The 15316-nt window shown below is 44.7% G+C and carries 17 protein-coding genes; 4 read left to right on the top strand and 13 right to left on the bottom strand.

Features of this window, described 5'->3' with window-relative positions:
- Positions 1-105 precede the first annotated feature (105 nt).
- From mnmA to purB, 3 genes are all read left to right on the top strand, one after another.
- Positions 106-1230 carry a tRNA 2-thiouridine(34) synthase MnmA gene (gene mnmA / locus R7Q41_RS04145; RefSeq protein ID WP_005378192.1) on the top strand — a complete coding sequence of 375 codons (1125 nt, stop codon included), beginning with the start codon at positions 106-108 and terminating at the stop codon, positions 1228-1230.
- Between the two features lie 10 nt (positions 1231-1240).
- Complete coding sequence (gene hflD / locus R7Q41_RS04140) at positions 1241-1858, top strand: high frequency lysogenization protein HflD (protein ID WP_005378194.1); 618 nt, start codon at positions 1241-1243, stop codon at positions 1856-1858.
- A gap of 153 nt (positions 1859-2011) precedes the next feature.
- Complete coding sequence (purB, locus tag R7Q41_RS04135; RefSeq protein ID WP_005378198.1) at positions 2012-3382, top strand: adenylosuccinate lyase; 1371 nt, start codon at positions 2012-2014, stop codon at positions 3380-3382.
- Between the two features lie 133 nt (positions 3383-3515).
- Here the strand turns inward: purB and R7Q41_RS04130 are convergent, their stop codons facing one another.
- From R7Q41_RS04130 to htpX, 9 genes are all read right to left on the bottom strand, one after another.
- Entirely contained in the window at positions 3516-4049 is a 534-nt protein-coding gene (locus R7Q41_RS04130; protein WP_318107959.1) for a DUF3833 domain-containing protein, read from the bottom strand.
- The gene (locus R7Q41_RS04125; protein ID WP_171345317.1) at positions 4049-4642 is read right to left on the bottom strand and encodes a chalcone isomerase family protein; all 594 of its coding nucleotides are present in this window, start codon (positions 4640-4642) and stop codon (positions 4049-4051) included. The genes R7Q41_RS04130 and R7Q41_RS04125 overlap by 1 nt, the downstream gene beginning before the upstream one ends.
- Positions 4602-5114, bottom strand: coding sequence for a DUF2878 domain-containing protein (locus R7Q41_RS04120; protein WP_171345316.1), 513 nt, complete (start codon positions 5112-5114; stop codon positions 4602-4604). Before R7Q41_RS04120 ends, R7Q41_RS04125 begins: the two co-directional genes overlap by 41 nt.
- Positions 5115-5120: 6 nt before the next feature.
- The gene (locus R7Q41_RS04115) at positions 5121-6377 is read right to left on the bottom strand and encodes an SAM-dependent methyltransferase (protein ID WP_025766883.1); all 1257 of its coding nucleotides are present in this window, start codon (positions 6375-6377) and stop codon (positions 5121-5123) included.
- The gene (locus R7Q41_RS04110) at positions 6371-7189 is read right to left on the bottom strand and encodes a DUF1365 domain-containing protein (RefSeq protein WP_005378205.1); all 819 of its coding nucleotides are present in this window, start codon (positions 7187-7189) and stop codon (positions 6371-6373) included. Before R7Q41_RS04110 ends, R7Q41_RS04115 begins: the two co-directional genes overlap by 7 nt.
- Before the next feature lies 1 nt (position 7190).
- Positions 7191-8501 (bottom strand): NAD(P)/FAD-dependent oxidoreductase, encoded by a 1311-nt coding sequence (locus R7Q41_RS04105; protein ID WP_318107955.1) that lies wholly within the window; start codon positions 8499-8501, stop codon positions 7191-7193.
- A 12-nt stretch (positions 8502-8513) separates the two neighbouring features.
- Positions 8514-9239 carry an SDR family oxidoreductase gene (locus R7Q41_RS04100; RefSeq protein ID WP_186584340.1) on the bottom strand — a complete coding sequence of 242 codons (726 nt, stop codon included), beginning with the start codon at positions 9237-9239 and terminating at the stop codon, positions 8514-8516.
- A complete protein-coding gene (locus tag R7Q41_RS04095) occupies positions 9236-9655 on the bottom strand; it encodes a nuclear transport factor 2 family protein (RefSeq protein WP_005378211.1) in 420 nt (139 codons plus the stop codon). The genes R7Q41_RS04100 and R7Q41_RS04095 overlap by 4 nt, the downstream gene beginning before the upstream one ends.
- 209 nt (positions 9656-9864) lie before the next feature.
- Entirely contained in the window at positions 9865-10734 is an 870-nt protein-coding gene (gene htpX, locus R7Q41_RS04090; protein WP_005388085.1) for a protease HtpX, read from the bottom strand.
- Between the two features lie 509 nt (positions 10735-11243).
- Here htpX and R7Q41_RS04085 point away from each other — a divergent pair.
- The gene (locus R7Q41_RS04085; protein ID WP_005378215.1) at positions 11244-11411 is read left to right on the top strand and encodes a hypothetical protein; all 168 of its coding nucleotides are present in this window, start codon (positions 11244-11246) and stop codon (positions 11409-11411) included.
- An 82-nt stretch (positions 11412-11493) separates the two neighbouring features.
- On the opposite strand, the gene bioD is transcribed toward R7Q41_RS04085, so the two are convergent.
- From bioD to bioB, 4 genes are read right to left on the bottom strand one after another with little or no spacing between them, the layout of a single operon-like run.
- Positions 11494-12180: a dethiobiotin synthase gene (gene bioD / locus R7Q41_RS04080; protein ID WP_005388086.1), complete on the bottom strand. Its 687-nt coding sequence runs from the start codon at positions 12178-12180 to the stop codon at positions 11494-11496.
- The gene (gene bioC, locus R7Q41_RS04075) at positions 12177-12998 is read right to left on the bottom strand and encodes a malonyl-ACP O-methyltransferase BioC (RefSeq protein WP_318144371.1); all 822 of its coding nucleotides are present in this window, start codon (positions 12996-12998) and stop codon (positions 12177-12179) included. The genes bioD and bioC overlap by 4 nt, the downstream gene beginning before the upstream one ends.
- Positions 12998-14149: an 8-amino-7-oxononanoate synthase gene (gene bioF, locus R7Q41_RS04070; RefSeq protein ID WP_262680592.1), complete on the bottom strand. Its 1152-nt coding sequence runs from the start codon at positions 14147-14149 to the stop codon at positions 12998-13000. The genes bioC and bioF overlap by 1 nt, the downstream gene beginning before the upstream one ends.
- Entirely contained in the window at positions 14136-15188 is a 1053-nt protein-coding gene (bioB, locus tag R7Q41_RS04065; protein WP_005378222.1) for a biotin synthase BioB, read from the bottom strand. Before bioB ends, bioF begins: the two co-directional genes overlap by 14 nt.
- Positions 15189-15316 lie beyond the last annotated feature (128 nt).

Below are 15316 nucleotides of genomic sequence, written 5' to 3'. Positions count from 1 at the left end.
GAAGAAAAATCCAGCGAAACGAATTGTGATTTCGATCTCGGATCTGTCACCGGTCTGTGGATTCTGATAGAATCTGCATCCCGTTTATTTAAGTGGTGTTTAGTAATGTCTGATAACAGCCAAAAGAAAGTCATCGTCGGTATGTCCGGCGGCGTTGATTCATCTGTTTCCGCGTATCTTCTAAAGCAGCAAGGCTACCAAGTAGAAGGCCTTTTCATGAAGAACTGGGAAGAAGATGACAACGAAGAATATTGTACAGCGGCAGAAGATCTTGCTGACGCTCAGGCAGTATGTGACAAGCTAGGCATCCACCTACACACTATCAACTTTGCTGCCGAATACTGGGATAACGTATTTGAGTACTTCCTTGCTGAATACAAAGCGGGCCGTACTCCGAACCCTGACATTCTTTGTAACAAAGAAATCAAGTTCAAAGCATTCCTAGAATTCGCTGATGAAGTACTTGATGCTGATTACATTGCAATGGGCCACTATGTGCGTCGCTCTTTCCCAGAAAACGGTGAAAAACCACAAATGTTACGTGGTCTAGATGGCAACAAAGATCAAAGCTACTTCCTGTACACATTAAGCAACGAGCAAATCGCACGTAGCCTATTCCCTGTTGGTGACCTAGAGAAGCCAGAAGTACGCCGCATCGCGGAAGAGCAAGATCTAATCACGGCGAAGAAGAAAGACTCTACGGGTATTTGTTTCATCGGCGAACGCAAGTTTACTGAATTCCTAGGTCGCTACCTTCCAGCTCAACCAGGCAACATCGAAACACCTGAAGGCGAAGTGATTGGTCAACATCAAGGCCTGATGTACCACACGCTTGGTCAGCGTAAAGGTCTGCACATCGGTGGCCGTAAAGGCGGCGGTGGTAACGAGGACCCATGGTTCGTTGGTGAGAAAGATCTAGAACGTAACGTTTTGATTGCCGTTCAAGGTAAAGACCATCCAATGTTAAAATCAGAAGGTCTACTTGCATCACAACTTCACTGGGTAGATCGTGAGCCAATTCGCGATGTTATGAAGTGCACAGTGAAAACTCGTTACCGTCAGGAAGATATTCCTTGTACAATCATCCCTATCGATGATGAAAACATTAAAGTTATCTTTGACGAGCCACAAATTGCTGTAACTCCAGGTCAATCAGCAGTGTTCTACAAAGGTGACGTGTGCCTAGGTGGCGGCATCATCGAGCAACGCATTAAATATTCTCAAGCTTAGGAGTCGTTACGTGGCGAATACACTTTATGACCGTACTATCGCTTTCGCTGGGATTTGCCAAGCTGTTGCTTTAGTTCAACAGGTAGCGAGAAACGGACATTGTGATCAAGATGCTTTTGAAACATCAATCAACGCTATTTTGAGCACGAACCCTGCTAACACAGTTGGCGTATTCGGTCGCGAAGCCGATCTAAAGCTCGGCCTAGAGTGCTTGGTTAAGGGGATTGATAGCACACCATCAGGCAGTGAAATTACTCGTTACATTATTAGTTTAATGGCGTTAGAGCGTAAGTTAAGCTCTCGTAACGATGCTATGTCTCAGCTTGGTGATCGTATTCAAATGGCCAAGCGTCAGTCAGAGCACTTTGAGCTACTAGACGATCAAATGATCAGCAATTTAGCGAGCATCTATCTGGATGTCGTTAGCCCTATTGGCCCACGCATTCAAGTAACGGGCACGCCATCTGTACTGCAGCAGACGGCAAGCCAACACAAAGTTCGTGCGCTGTTGTTATCTGGCATTCGTAGTGCAGTTCTTTGGCGTCAAGTTGGTGGTAAGCGTCGCCACCTAATCTTCGGGCGCAAGAAGATGGTAGAGCAAGCACAAATCCTTCTTGCTCGTCTGTAGTAAAATATCAAATAAGCAGCTCGCGTTTATCGCGAGCTCATTTTTTTCGACTAAAACAAATCCCGCGCAAACGTTTGCGCAATATTCGTGACAATTGCCACAGTTATTGGTATAAAGCTCACGAAATTTAGAAACCCAATTCAGGAGAACATCATGGAACTGTCAGCATTGACTGCTGTTTCACCAGTAGACGGCCGTTACGGAAGCAAGACAATTGCGTTACGCGAAATTTTCAGTGAATACGGTCTACTAAAATACCGTACTATCGTTGAAATCCGCTGGCTACAAAAGCTTGCTGCTACTGCTGAAATTGCAGAAGTGCCAGCGTTTAGCGCAGAAGCAAACCAATTCCTAGACGACCTTGCTGCAAACTTCTCTGAAGAAGATGCACGCCGTATCAAAGAGATCGAGCGTACAACTAACCACGACGTAAAAGCGGTTGAGTACTTCCTAAAAGAGAAAGTAGCAGACGTTCCTGAACTGCACGCAGTAAACGAGTTCTTCCACTTCGCATGTACTTCTGAAGACATCAACAACACATCACACGCTCTAATGCTTAAAGAAGCGCGTGAGAACGTGATTCTTCCAGAAATCCGTAACCTAATCGACGCTATCAAAGCACTAGCAGTGGAATACCGCGACATTCCTCTTCTATCTCGTACACACGGTCAGCCTGCTTCTCCATCTACTATGGGTAAAGAAATGGCAAACGTGGCGTACCGTATGGAGCGTCAATTCAAGCAAATCGAAAACGTTGAGATCCTAGCGAAAATCAACGGTGCAGTGGGTAACTACAATGCACACCTTTCTGCTTACCCAGAGCTAGATTGGCACAAGTTCTCTGAAGAGTTCATCACAGAGTCTCTAGGCGTAACTTGGAACCCTTACACAACTCAAATCGAACCGCACGATTACATCGCTGAGCTGTTCGACGCTATCGCTCGTTTCAACACTATCCTGATTGACTTCGACCGTGACGTTTGGGGTTACATTGCACTAGGCCACTTCAAGCAAAAAACTATTGCAGGTGAGATCGGTTCTTCAACAATGCCTCACAAAGTTAACCCAATCGACTTTGAAAACTCAGAAGGTAACCTAGGTCTTGCGAACGCTGTATTCGGCCACCTAGCACAGAAACTGCCTATCTCTCGTTGGCAACGTGACCTAACTGACTCAACGGTTCTACGTAACCTTGGTGTTGGTGTTGGCTACGCTATCATCGCTTACACTTCTACGCTTAAAGGCATCAGCAAGCTAGAAGTAAACCGTGAAGCGCTTCTTGCTGAACTAGACAAGAACTGGGAAGTACTAGCTGAGCCAGTACAAACAGTTATGCGTCGTTACGGCATCGAGAAGCCATACGAGAAGCTGAAAGAGCTAACTCGTGGTAAGCGTGTAGACGGCGAAGCAATGCGTAACTTCATCGACGGTCTTGAGCTTCCTGAGCACGAGAAAGCACGTCTGAAAGAGATGACGCCAGCGAACTATATCGGTCAAGCAATCGAGCTGACAGATAAGCTGTAATCCTCGTGTAACGACCAGATACCTAAAAGGTTGACGCGAAAGCGTCAACCTTTTTTAGTTAGGAGAGTTAGGTCGGGAGAAAATAATTTTAGTTATATGGAATGGATTATTAATTGAAGATCAGCCCCATTTGTTATGGCTGCTTTTGGAAGAACAAGGTTATTGTTCCTACTTCCACACCAAACTTTTTTATTTTCGTTAGATTGAAAACGTGTCTGTCATCCTGACGATAAAGCCAATCATCAAAAGCAACCGTCACTGATGAATCCTCCATTTGTAGCTCAAAGTCATATTGCCACTGTAACGCATTGCCCTGCTCTTCCCCTGTTGCTACACCTATAATATCGTCTGCCTTACCTTCATAACGACCGTCTTCTAATCTAGTGATAACCCAAATTCGCTGGTCCACCTCTCCGTCATCAAACACGAAGTCTTCCACCAGCGTCAGCGTATCACCCGCTACAGTACCCACTATATCGGCTTCAAAGCGACGCGTTTGCTGTCCGGTATAATCTTGCACCATCCCCCACGCCTTTATGTCGCCTTCGAAATAACCGAATACGTCAAAAGTCGGTGTAGAAGAGCGGTAATTATCAATGTCTGCGGAACATGCCGAAAGAAAAACAGCTGCCACTAAAGTCGCTGATTTAAAAATTCGTTTAAACACTATCTAACCTGCCCTATCAATTGTTTTCGGAGTTTCGGAAATTCTGTGTTGGGTGATAACCATATAGCCAAAAATGCATCGTTCATTCGTTCGTCTTCAATGATACCAACGTTCTTTACTTGCACGTCCCCAACCTGCTTATAAAAAAGCTGACCAGATTTTCCATCTGTTAGATAAGTAAGCTCGTCACCTTTTTGAATATCAGGAAACATACGATCGAGCTCGCTAATCCAATCTTTTCGATATGAGTCAGTAAAACCCAATTTCGCCCACTGCTCATCCGTCACATCAAGCAGCTGTTGCTTACTGATGTCTCTCTTGTAATTAATTTCCAATGCAAGGGGATGTGGCGATACGTCATCGCTTACGATGAACTTTCCATCAGGCGCTTTTAATCTTGAGTGATAAATATCGAAGATGAACCAAGTAAGTTGGGCTTCTCCAACAGTTTTCCACCCCTTCCAATTCGCAATGTTGCTGGCAGCTTCGCTATTTCCAACAGGTTGAGCTTGCAGAGCAAAAGAGCCAGTTACTATTACCAACGCAAGCAACCTAGTCAGTCTCTGAGTTAAAACTCTCTTCAAGCTTTTCATTTCCGTACACCTTGAGTATCAAGAGCATCATGACGCACCATTCGACAAACAACATTGCCAGTGTAGCGCCAGTGCTAAATCCAAATTCAACGGCTTGGAGCTTATAGCCAGCAAAGTAGCTCACTGTTCCTCCGAGTCCGCCTACTATTGATACGTAGGTTTTTGGGAAACGGTACAAAATTGACTTAAGTTGATAGGCATACCAAGAAAACAAAACCCACAAGCATAATAACCAGACTGGCAGCCATGGGGTTGGAAAGACAAAGACCGAGAGTTGTTGATTGAGCGTATCAAGCACGAGCCCGCTCGTGACGATAACACCAATACTTTTGAGCGAAGATGCATCGCTTTTCAGACAATATAGTAGGGTTGCCAAAGTAAGGAATAACGTGACCCATTGCCATTGATAGGTTCCAAGCACCGCTGCAAACCAGCAGAGTTGGAACCATGTCGAAGCAAGAAATACCTTCATAACGAACTACGGGCGTTGAAACGTCATGTGAACTGCACTGATCGTGCGAGCCAAAAAGCCACCTTCACAGTAGCTCAAATAGTAGCGCCACATACGCACAAAGCGGTCGTCGTAGCCAAACGAGCGCACTTCATTCTCTGCTCGATTAAAACGAAGGTGCCATTCGTTCAGCGTCTTGGCGTAGTCCAAACCAATATCGAACAAGTCTCGCGTCACTAAGTCACTGTACTTTGTTGTTGCTTGGGTTAGTGAGGTTACCGACGGTAAAAAACCACCCGGGAAAATGTACTTTTGGATAAAGTCGACGTTGTTACTGTAGTAATCGTAACGCTGATCGGCAATCGTAATCGCTTGAATCGCCATCAAGCCACCAGACTTCAATAAAGACTCACAGACCTTAATGTACGAAGGCAGGAATTGTTTGCCCACAGCTTCAATCATTTCAATAGAAACGAGCTTGTCATAAGTGCCGGTTAGGTTTCGGTAATCTTCTTTGAGTAGAGTGATTTTGTCTTCTAAGCCACGCTCTTTGATTTTTTGCTCCGCGTACGCGTGTTGCTCTTCAGATATCGTTGTTGTGGTGACCTGACAACCGTATTGTTCAGCCATGTAAATCGCCATAGCGCCCCACCCAGTGCCAATTTCAACAACATGATCGGTAGATTTCAGCTCAAGTTGCTGACATAGACGATCCATTTTGTTGATTTGAGCCTGCTCTAGAGAGTCATCCGCATGATTGTAAAGCGCCGACGAGTACAGCATATTGGTGTCAAGGAACGCTTCGTATAGGTTGTTACCCAAGTCGTAATGCGCATGGATATTTTTACGTGAGTTCTCTTCAGAGTTTCTGTTTGACCAATGGCTGAACTTGTACAGTATTTTAGTCAACCAACTGCCTTGCTCTTCGAGTTTATCTAGAGCACGCATGTTAAGGGCCATCAGTTTCATTAATGAGGTTAAATCGGGGCTATCCCACCACCCATCCATATAAGCCTCACCAGCAGCAATACTGCCGCCCTGCAAGATCCGTGAATAAAAGCCTGGATGTTTTACCTCTATAGTAGCGACAACAGGTTGACCACTGTACTCCCCATTTGGCGCACTAAAACGCTCGCTTCGCTCTGTCGTTTCCGTCTTAAAACTTTCAATAACTGTTAAGCAGCCGATTTCCATTTTTTGCAGACATTGAAAAATAACTCCGCGAGCCGCTTTTTGCGTTGTCGTCAATTTACGCGGCAATGTCATAGAACTAGTATTTAACATGCAGAATTCTCCTTGTGCTTTTTATTTTTTTTGTCTGTTTTTTCAGTATCGGCTTCTATTTCTTCATGCGTTGAATATTTAGGATGAGAATAAAAAGGTGCGCCTTTCACCCAAAGTTTTAATGCGTGCCAATAAATACCAACCATTACTTTTACCGTTTGTATTGGTGTAACGATCAAACACCTCAATAAGGTTTTGCTTGAAAGTGGCTTGGCTTTCATAACCATGGTGGCATCAAAGTGTTTCTCTCCTTTGTGACATTCAAGATGAATGTTCAACTTGTCTGTCAAAGGTTTAATTCTCCAGCGGTAGAGTTGGTCAATCGGGTTGAATGGTGAAACATGGAATGCTTTAACTTGTTCCCAACCAAACTTTTCTTCTTCTTTATCTGCTGACACCACGTAGTAATGTCGTTCATTCCAAGGAGTGTTACTCACCTCTGCGAGGAGATACTTCCATTCTCCTTCCGTGTTATAAACGTAGTAGAAATTAACGGGACTGAAATAAAGTCCTAGATAACGCAAGTGACAGACTGCGATTACCTTGCCGGTACAGCGAACACCTGTCAGTTCTTCAATTTTGCTGTGCACTGCCGACTTGACGCTACCTTCACCAATGTAATCACTGCGCTTGAAGCGAGCCCAATGCCACCAACGCGAACCAAAACCCCATACTTTTTTCTCTAAAGCATCGAGCTCGTCTACATCGATGGCGGGCATAAATAAAGAGTAGTTCAACTCATGATTCACCGGCGTGAATCGACGGTGACGAACGTTGCCTATAAACAATCGGCTGTTCATTTGGCTATCCATATCACGCTGCGCCTTTTTCGAAAGGAACCACATTTTGTTCGCGGTACTTTTCTTCTAGTTCTTTCACAACATCAAGCGCGCTACGCACGCCATCTTCATGAAAACCGTTGTACCAATAAGCGCCGCAGAACCAGGTACTTTGTTTACCCTGTATCTCATTTTTGCGCTGCTGCGCTGCAATAGACTCAGTGGTGAATACTGGATGATGATAAGTGAACGAACGCAAGACTTTATTTGAGTTAATTTGCTCAGTACTATTCAACGTTACACAAAACGTGTGTTCTGATTGAATATGCTGAAGAATGTTCATGTTATAAGTTAGCGAAGGGAGGCGTTGCTGTTCCTCCTCACTGCCTTCCAATAGGTAGTTCCATGATGCCCATGCTGCCTTACGTTTTGGTAGTACGGCAGAGTCGGTATGAAGAACAACTTCATTTGCTTGGTATGTCATATCCCCCAAGATTTCCTGCTCAATTGGGCTGATATCCTCTAGCATTCTCATTGCTTGATCACTGTGACAAGCAAAGATAACGTCATCAAACCAATGCGTTTCTCCGCGAACTTGAACGCCAACCCCTTTTTCGTTGCGAACCACTTTTTTGACAGGACTATTAAGACGAATACTCTCGGCAAAGCCTTTGGTCAATGGTGGAATGTATGAACGTGAACCACCTTTAATCACATACCATTGTGGCCGGTTAGTCACATCTAGCAGACCGTGGTTGAGGAAGAAACGTAAGAAGAACATAAGAGGGAATGCACGCATGTCAGCTAAAGTCGACGACCAAATCGCAGCACCCATCGGTAATATGTAGTTATCGGTAAAGAAAGCACTGAATTTGTGTTCATCAAGGAACTCACCTAACGTCTGAGAGTGCGAGGATTGCTCGCTAGCGAAGCGCTTGGCAAGTTTATTGAAACGAAGTATCTCGAAGATAAATCGATAAAATTTAGGGTTTGCCCAGTTGCGTTTTTGAGCGAACAATGTCGACACTGTGTGGCCGTTGTACTCTAGTCCGTTCCCATCGTTTCTGACACTGAAGCTCATTTGAGTCGGCAGACCTTCAACGCCAATCTCGCTCATCATTTTAATGAAATTAGGGTACGTACGGTCGTTATAGACGATGAACCCAGTGTCTATCGCGTATTCTCTACCATCAAGGCTCACATCAACGGTTGCAGTATGGCCACCGATGTAATCGTTCGCTTCAAAAAGCGTTACATCATGTTCTTTATGCAAGTAATAACCACAAGTAAGGCCAGAGATTCCCGTTCCCACAATCGCTATCTTCTTTCTTCCTGCTGTTTTCATTTTTATTCCTTCTTATGATACGAGTTTAGCAGTTAGGCGAGCTTGCCAACTGTATGGAAGTAACGAGATAAAACGTAAAATACTGGTAAATCTCGCTGGGAAATAGATATAGGTCTTGTTGGCGGCTAACTGCTTCCTGATAGAGTCCGACGCTTGCTGAGTAGAAATGATCATTGGCATTTCGAAGTCGTTTTTGTCAGTCAACGGCGTTTCAACAAAACCAGGAAACACCGTTACCACATTGATCCCTTTCTTTTTCAAGTCGACGGCGAGCGTGCGTGCAAAATAACTGACTGCCGCTTTGGATGCGCCGTAAGCTTCTGCACGAGGCAGTGCCACTTCTGATGCGATAGAGCCAACAATAACAATGCGGTGCCCTCTCTCTAAATGTACTTGGCAGCCTTCAACGCAGTTGGCAACACCGACAACATTTACGTTCATCACACGCGCCATGAGTTTCGCGTCGACCACTCCCTCATCCATGTACTCACAATCGCCTGCGTTAAAAACCCATGTGTTTGGCGTAAAGGGCAAATTAGAGAGCGCCTGCTGAGTTTCCTCATAATTTGTCACATCAAACTGCAATGTATGAATTTTGGAAGAAACTGCCTCCAGTTCTGCAAGAACATCTTGATTCCGACCACAAGCAATCACATTCCATTCTGAGGTCGCGTAATCTAGGGCAAGCTGTCTTCCTATTCCGGAGGTGGCGCCTGTGATTAAAATGGTGTTGTTCATTGTCCTAACCTCTGCTTGATGGTTTTAACGACTGAACCAAGTAATGGTAAATGCTCATAGAGCATCTCTCCGAGATCAAAATAGTCTCGGTGATAAATGACCTGACCTTCGCTAAATTTGAGGTGCGAAACACCATTGACGAGAATAGGCGCACCCTTCTGAAGTTTGGGATGCTGAAGGTCCATTGTCCAAGTTAGGAAGCCTGTATCTCCGACTTGTTGATGCTCATGGATTACAAAATCACAACTGATGACGTTGGCATATAATGAGGTGAAATAATCCGAAAGTGCTGGCCATCCTTCTAAACGATGCGCTGCGTCCTCAAATACTACATCTTGGTGATATATATCCTTAAGCAGATGTAAGTTCGCTTTGTTGAGCTTTTGATAGATATTGCCAACAGACTGTATGTCCATTTTTTACTCCTACACGCCCATTAAGTTGTACAAAATTATTATATGTACAAGATAGTTCATTCCTCCAAAGTTGTACAAAAATAATTTTGTATAACTTTATTTCTGTAAGTAGTACGTGATGAAGTTCGCACGCGATCAATCGGCGAAAAAAAAGGCTTGGTCAAAACCAAGCCTTTTCAGCAGATTAACAATTATTTAAGTAGGAACAATTAGTATTGCTGGCCTCGCAACGCTGCAATACGTTTATCTAGCGGAGGGTGGCTCATTAGTAGCTCAGTCAGCGACTGCTTGCCATTGATACCAAACGCCATCATGGTGCCATCCAGTTGAGATTCATGACTCACCTTCAAACGCTCTAGAGCCGCAATCATTTTTTCTTTGCCAACGAGGCGCGCAGCACCTGCGTCCGCGTGGAATTCGCGATGACGGCTGTACCACATAGTCAAGAAGCTAGCTAGGAAACCAAATACCAGTTCAAGCACCATGGATACGCCAAAGTAAACCATCATATTTGTACCTTGGCCTTCTTCATCATCGTTCGATGCCACGATATTGGCAATAAAGCGTGATAGGAAGATAACAAACGTGTTCACGACACCTTGCATCAACGTCATCGTGACCATATCACCATTTGCAATATGGCTCACTTCGTGTGCAAGTACTGCCTCTGCCTCATCACGAGTCATATTGTGTAAAAGACCAGTAGAAACTGCGACAAGAGAGTCATCTCGTTTTGCACCTGTCGCAAATGCATTGATATCTGGTGAATCATAAATAGCCACCGTTGGCATACCAATACCCACTTGTTGAGCTTGACGACCCACAGTTTCGACTAACCAATGCTCCGTTTCGTTGCGCGGGCTTTCAATGACCATACCACCAACCGAGCGTAGCGCCATACCCTTTGACATCATCAACGAAATAAATGCGCCACCAAAACCAAATACAGCAGCCATTACAAGTAAACCTGACAGACTGCCTGGTTGCATTCCAGTTACAGCGTAAACAATATTCAGAACAACACTAAGCACTAGCACGACAGCTAGGTTAGTTGCTAGGAATAACATAATTCGCTTCATTACTTTTCTCCGAGGAAGCTTATCGTTTTTTTAAAACGGATTGTTATAAGGAACAAATGGTAATCGCTATAAAAGCCAATTCCGTTGATTTTCATGTTCCGTGCGTTATAGATATAGTCTATCCGCGATAAAAACAAGGTTAAGCAATAAATTGCAACATTTGTTTTCGGGACTGAAATATTTGATTCAAGCGATTTCAAAACATGCTTTGGTAGGAGCTGGAACCTCCGTTCATATACATTTATCAAAATGATAAAATAAGCTCTGAGCTACCCATCATCTATTGATAGATGATCTTGGTGTTAAATCTATCACCTCTTAGCAACTTAGCTAGAAATTTTTTAATAGACCAAAAACAGTACGTTAGCTCTGCTATAGACTTTGGTCTTATTGTGCGGCTACATGGACATGCTAAATTCGAATGAGATGAACAAAACAGAGCCACTCTAAGTACATTGCAAAAAGTGCATTGGGTGAGCTCAAAAACTCCATGTATTGAGGGAAAAACCATGGTAGAAACTAACGACTATCAAATGGCTATTGATTTACTACGTTGTCACCTAGGCATCTCAGAGGACGAGGCAAAGCAACAACTTGGTATTTCAACCGATCATCATATGTCTCAGCGTGTTGCAGAAACACAACAAGCATTGATGGGGCTCAGCCAAGATAAGTAATCTGACTTTTTAGGTTACACCAACAAGAAAGGGCTGCATTGCGCAGCCCTTTGGGTTTTTTAGTCTTTTATCCTAAACACCATTAGTCAGTGTTTAGCAACGGCTCTACATTAATGTACTTGCCTAGCTCTTTGCGTTTAGCACTTGGAATATATGGAATTTCCCCAAGCTTAGGTGCATCGATACGTGCTTCTAGCATCTCGATAATGTCAGCGTAGTGCTCTGTGCCTGGGTTGACGCGGTTTGCCACCCAGCCAACAAGATTCAAACCATCCGCTTTAATACTCTCCGCTGTGAGTAAAGCGTGGCTCAAACAGCCTAATTTAATGCCAACCACCAGTACAACAGGTAACTGCTCTTCTTTTACCCATGTAGATAAACAGTCCGTATCGGATACTGGCACACGCCAGCCTCCAGCACCTTCAACGAGAACAACATCGGCTTGCTGCTTATGTTGAGCCAGTTTTTGACTCAGAACATCGTAACTTATTTCGACATGTTCATGCTTCGCTGCAATGTGGGGAGAAGCAGGCAACTCTAAAGCGTATGGGTTCACATCATCATAGGCCACATCGAGTGTTGCGACGTCTTGTAAGTGTAAAGCATCAGAGTTGCGCCATCCCGCTTCAGTCTTGTCACTCCCTGCTGCCACTGGCTTATAACCAATAGTGTTTAGTCCTTTTGCTGCGATCGCTTGCAAAATGGCTTTAGACGCTACCGTCTTTCCAACATCAGTATCCGTACCAGCAATAAAAAAAGCATCAATCATAGATGTATTACTCCAAAACAAACCTGATAACTTGCAGGTAGAAGACCTTGATCGTCTTTAAACGCTTGGTACGCATGCTCAACTTTTAACAAAGTCTCGCGACTAGTTAAACCGTGTGAGCGCCCGCTTACGTGATTTGCACCTATACCTTTGAGGTCACGCATAACTGAAAATGCAGAGTCGTACCAAACTGTGATGGTGGTCAAGTCTAGTTGATGGCTGTCACATCGAGATTGCGCTAACGCAATTTTTACCTGATTGAGCGTTAGAAAGTTATTGACGTGTTGATATGCATCAATTTTTTCCCATGATGCACGCAGCTCATACAGTGATCCATCAACCAGTGTAGAGAACCACGCTTTCCCACCATTTTTTAGCACGCGGCGCACTTCTTTTAGTGGGTAACTTAAATCTGTACACCATTGCAGCGCTAAACTTGAAAACACGTAATCGAAGCTATCATCGTCAAATGGTAAGTTTTCAGCATCAGCAACTTGGTAGTGCATTCGTACTGCACCACAACGCTGCTCTGCTTTATCTAACATGGCTTGAGAGATATCGCCGCAGACTACTTCCGCACCGCGTTGTTGAAGTAGTTGGGAGAAATAACCCGTGCCACAACCTAAATCCAATACACGTTTTCCCGTCAAGTTTTCAGGAAGTTTATCAAGCAGCTGATGCCCGACATCACGTTGAAAAGCCGCATGTTTATCGTATGTTTCTGCTGCTTTACCAAACGAAGAGGCAATCGCGTCTTTATCTTGATGGAAACTCTCTAACGCGAGCGTTTGCGCTAATGCGGTAGTTGCATTATCCATTACAGCGCTCCTAATGCTTGCTTCAATGCCATTGAAAGCGTTTTAACTTGTTCGTTGGTGTGATTGGCAGTGAGTGTGATTCGAAGGCGAGACGTCCCTTTAGGCACCGTCGGTGGTCGAATAGCGGTAACCCAAATGCCGTTTTGGCGACAAGCGCTCGCAACCTGCAAAGCCAGTTCAGATTCACCAATCACAAACGGCTTAATCGAAGTCTGAGTCTCAACAAAGCCCTCCAGATCGCTGAGGCAGTCTCGATACACTTCACTAAGCTCTGAAAGCTTTTCACGTCGCCAAGACTGCTCTTGAACGATAGAAACCGCATGCGTTAGCGCATAGGCTTGTGCCGGAGGCATCGCTGTGGAATACACATGGTGACGAGCAAACTGAGTTAAAAAGTCCCCCGTTGCGTGGTCACATAAAATAGCCGCGCCAGACATACCAAACGCTTTGCCGAAAGTAACGATCAGTATCTCGGGTTTAACCGTTGCCAACTCACAAGAACCACCACCGGATTGACCAAGAACGCCAATACCATGAGCGTCATCGACAGCAAACCAAGCATCATGACTACGAGTGACTTCAGCTATATCGCTAAGCGGCGCACAGTCGCCGTCCATGCTGAATACCCCTTCACTCACAACTAGATGGTTGTCTTCGCTATTAATCAGCGACTTTAGGTGCTCGATGTCATTGTGTTTGAAGCGCTTCATCTTAGCTGGTGACAACGCCCCCGCTTCCATCAGTGAGGCATGGTTCAAACGGTCTTGGATCAATACGTCTGATTTTTCCAACAAGGTGAACAACAAGGCTTGATTAGCACTGAATCCAGAACCAAACAGAATTGCTCTGTCGTAACCCAACCATTCGGTCAGTGCGGCTTCTAAATTGCTGTGCGCGGCACTAAAGCCAGTCACCATCGGTGATGCTCCACTGCCACTACCATATACGCTTAAACCTTGCTGCCAAGCCCGAACAAGCGCTTGGTCATTAGCCAATCCCAAATAATCATTACTTGAGAAATTAATGTAGCGTCTACCTTCGTGTTCCAAAACGGACTGGTTACCGGCAAACACCACATTCATAGAACGATTCAACCCTTGCGTTTTACGCTCAGCAAGGGCGGACTCGATACGAGATTTAAACGCTGGCATCGTAGAAAAGGTCGTCTTTTGTCGGACGGGCAGCAACGCGCTCTACGACGCGATCGAGTAACTCGTTTTCTTCGATTTCATCAGGCTTTTGAGACACCTCTTGGCTGTTAATACCGAGCTTGTTGAACAGCATCATGTCTTTGTCTTCAGAAGGGTTTGGCGTGGTCAGAAGCTTGCAGCCATAGAAAACGGAGTTTGCACCCGCCATAAAACACAGCGCTTGCATTTGTTCGTTCATGTTTTCACGGCCAGCGGATAAACGAACGGCTGATTGAGGCATCATGATTCGTGCAATCGCAATCAGGCGAATGAAATCGAAAGGCTCAACATCATCCACTTCTTCCAGTGGTGTCCCCTTTACCTTCACGAGCATGTTGATTGGAACGCTTTCAGGGTGTACCGGTAAGTTAGCCAATTCAACCAACAAACCAGCTCGGTCGTTAGCACTTTCACCCATGCCGATGATGCCACCGGAACAAATCTTCATGCCAGCATCACGAACGTGAGACAAAGTATCTAAACGGTCTTGGTAAGTACGTGTGGTAATGATGTTGCCGTAAAATTCAGGTGAGGTATCTAGGTTGTGGTTGTAGTAATCCAGACCTGCGGTTGCCAATTGCTTTGCTTGATCTGGCGTCAGCATGCCTAATGTCATACACGTTTCTAAACCCATGCCCTTCACGCCTTTGATCATGTCGGTCAAATGTGGCATGTCACGCTCTTTCGGGTTTTTCCATGCTGCGCCCATACAGAATCGAGTAGAACCAGCATTTTTGGCTTTTTGCGCAGCATCGAGTACGCGTTCTACTTCCATCAGACGCTCTTTTTCGATGTCTGTGGTGTAACGAGCACTCTGAGGACAGTACTTACAATCTTCTGGACAAGCACCTGTCTTAATCGACAGAAGCGTGCTTACTTGAACATGGTTGGTTTGTTGATATTGACGATGTACAAGCTGCGCTTCGAATAGGAGATCCATGAATGGTTTTTCCATGAGATCGCGCACTTCAGCATGCGTCCAGTTATGACGAACTTCCACGTGTATTCCTTTAGTCACTTTTGTTGTTGTGTTGACAGTCTACTGAGTCTCGATAAACTGTCAACACAACGCAAAAGAACAAAGTTTACATCTGTCTGTTTTTTAATCTCAATTATTATTGGAATCGC

The organism is Vibrio sp. 2096 (assembly GCF_033339595.1).
GTDB classification, from domain to species: Bacteria; Pseudomonadota; Gammaproteobacteria; order Enterobacterales; family Vibrionaceae; genus Vibrio; species Vibrio alginolyticus.
Note: the sequence above shows the minus strand (reverse complement) of the source record. Positions and strands in the feature narration are given on the sequence as shown.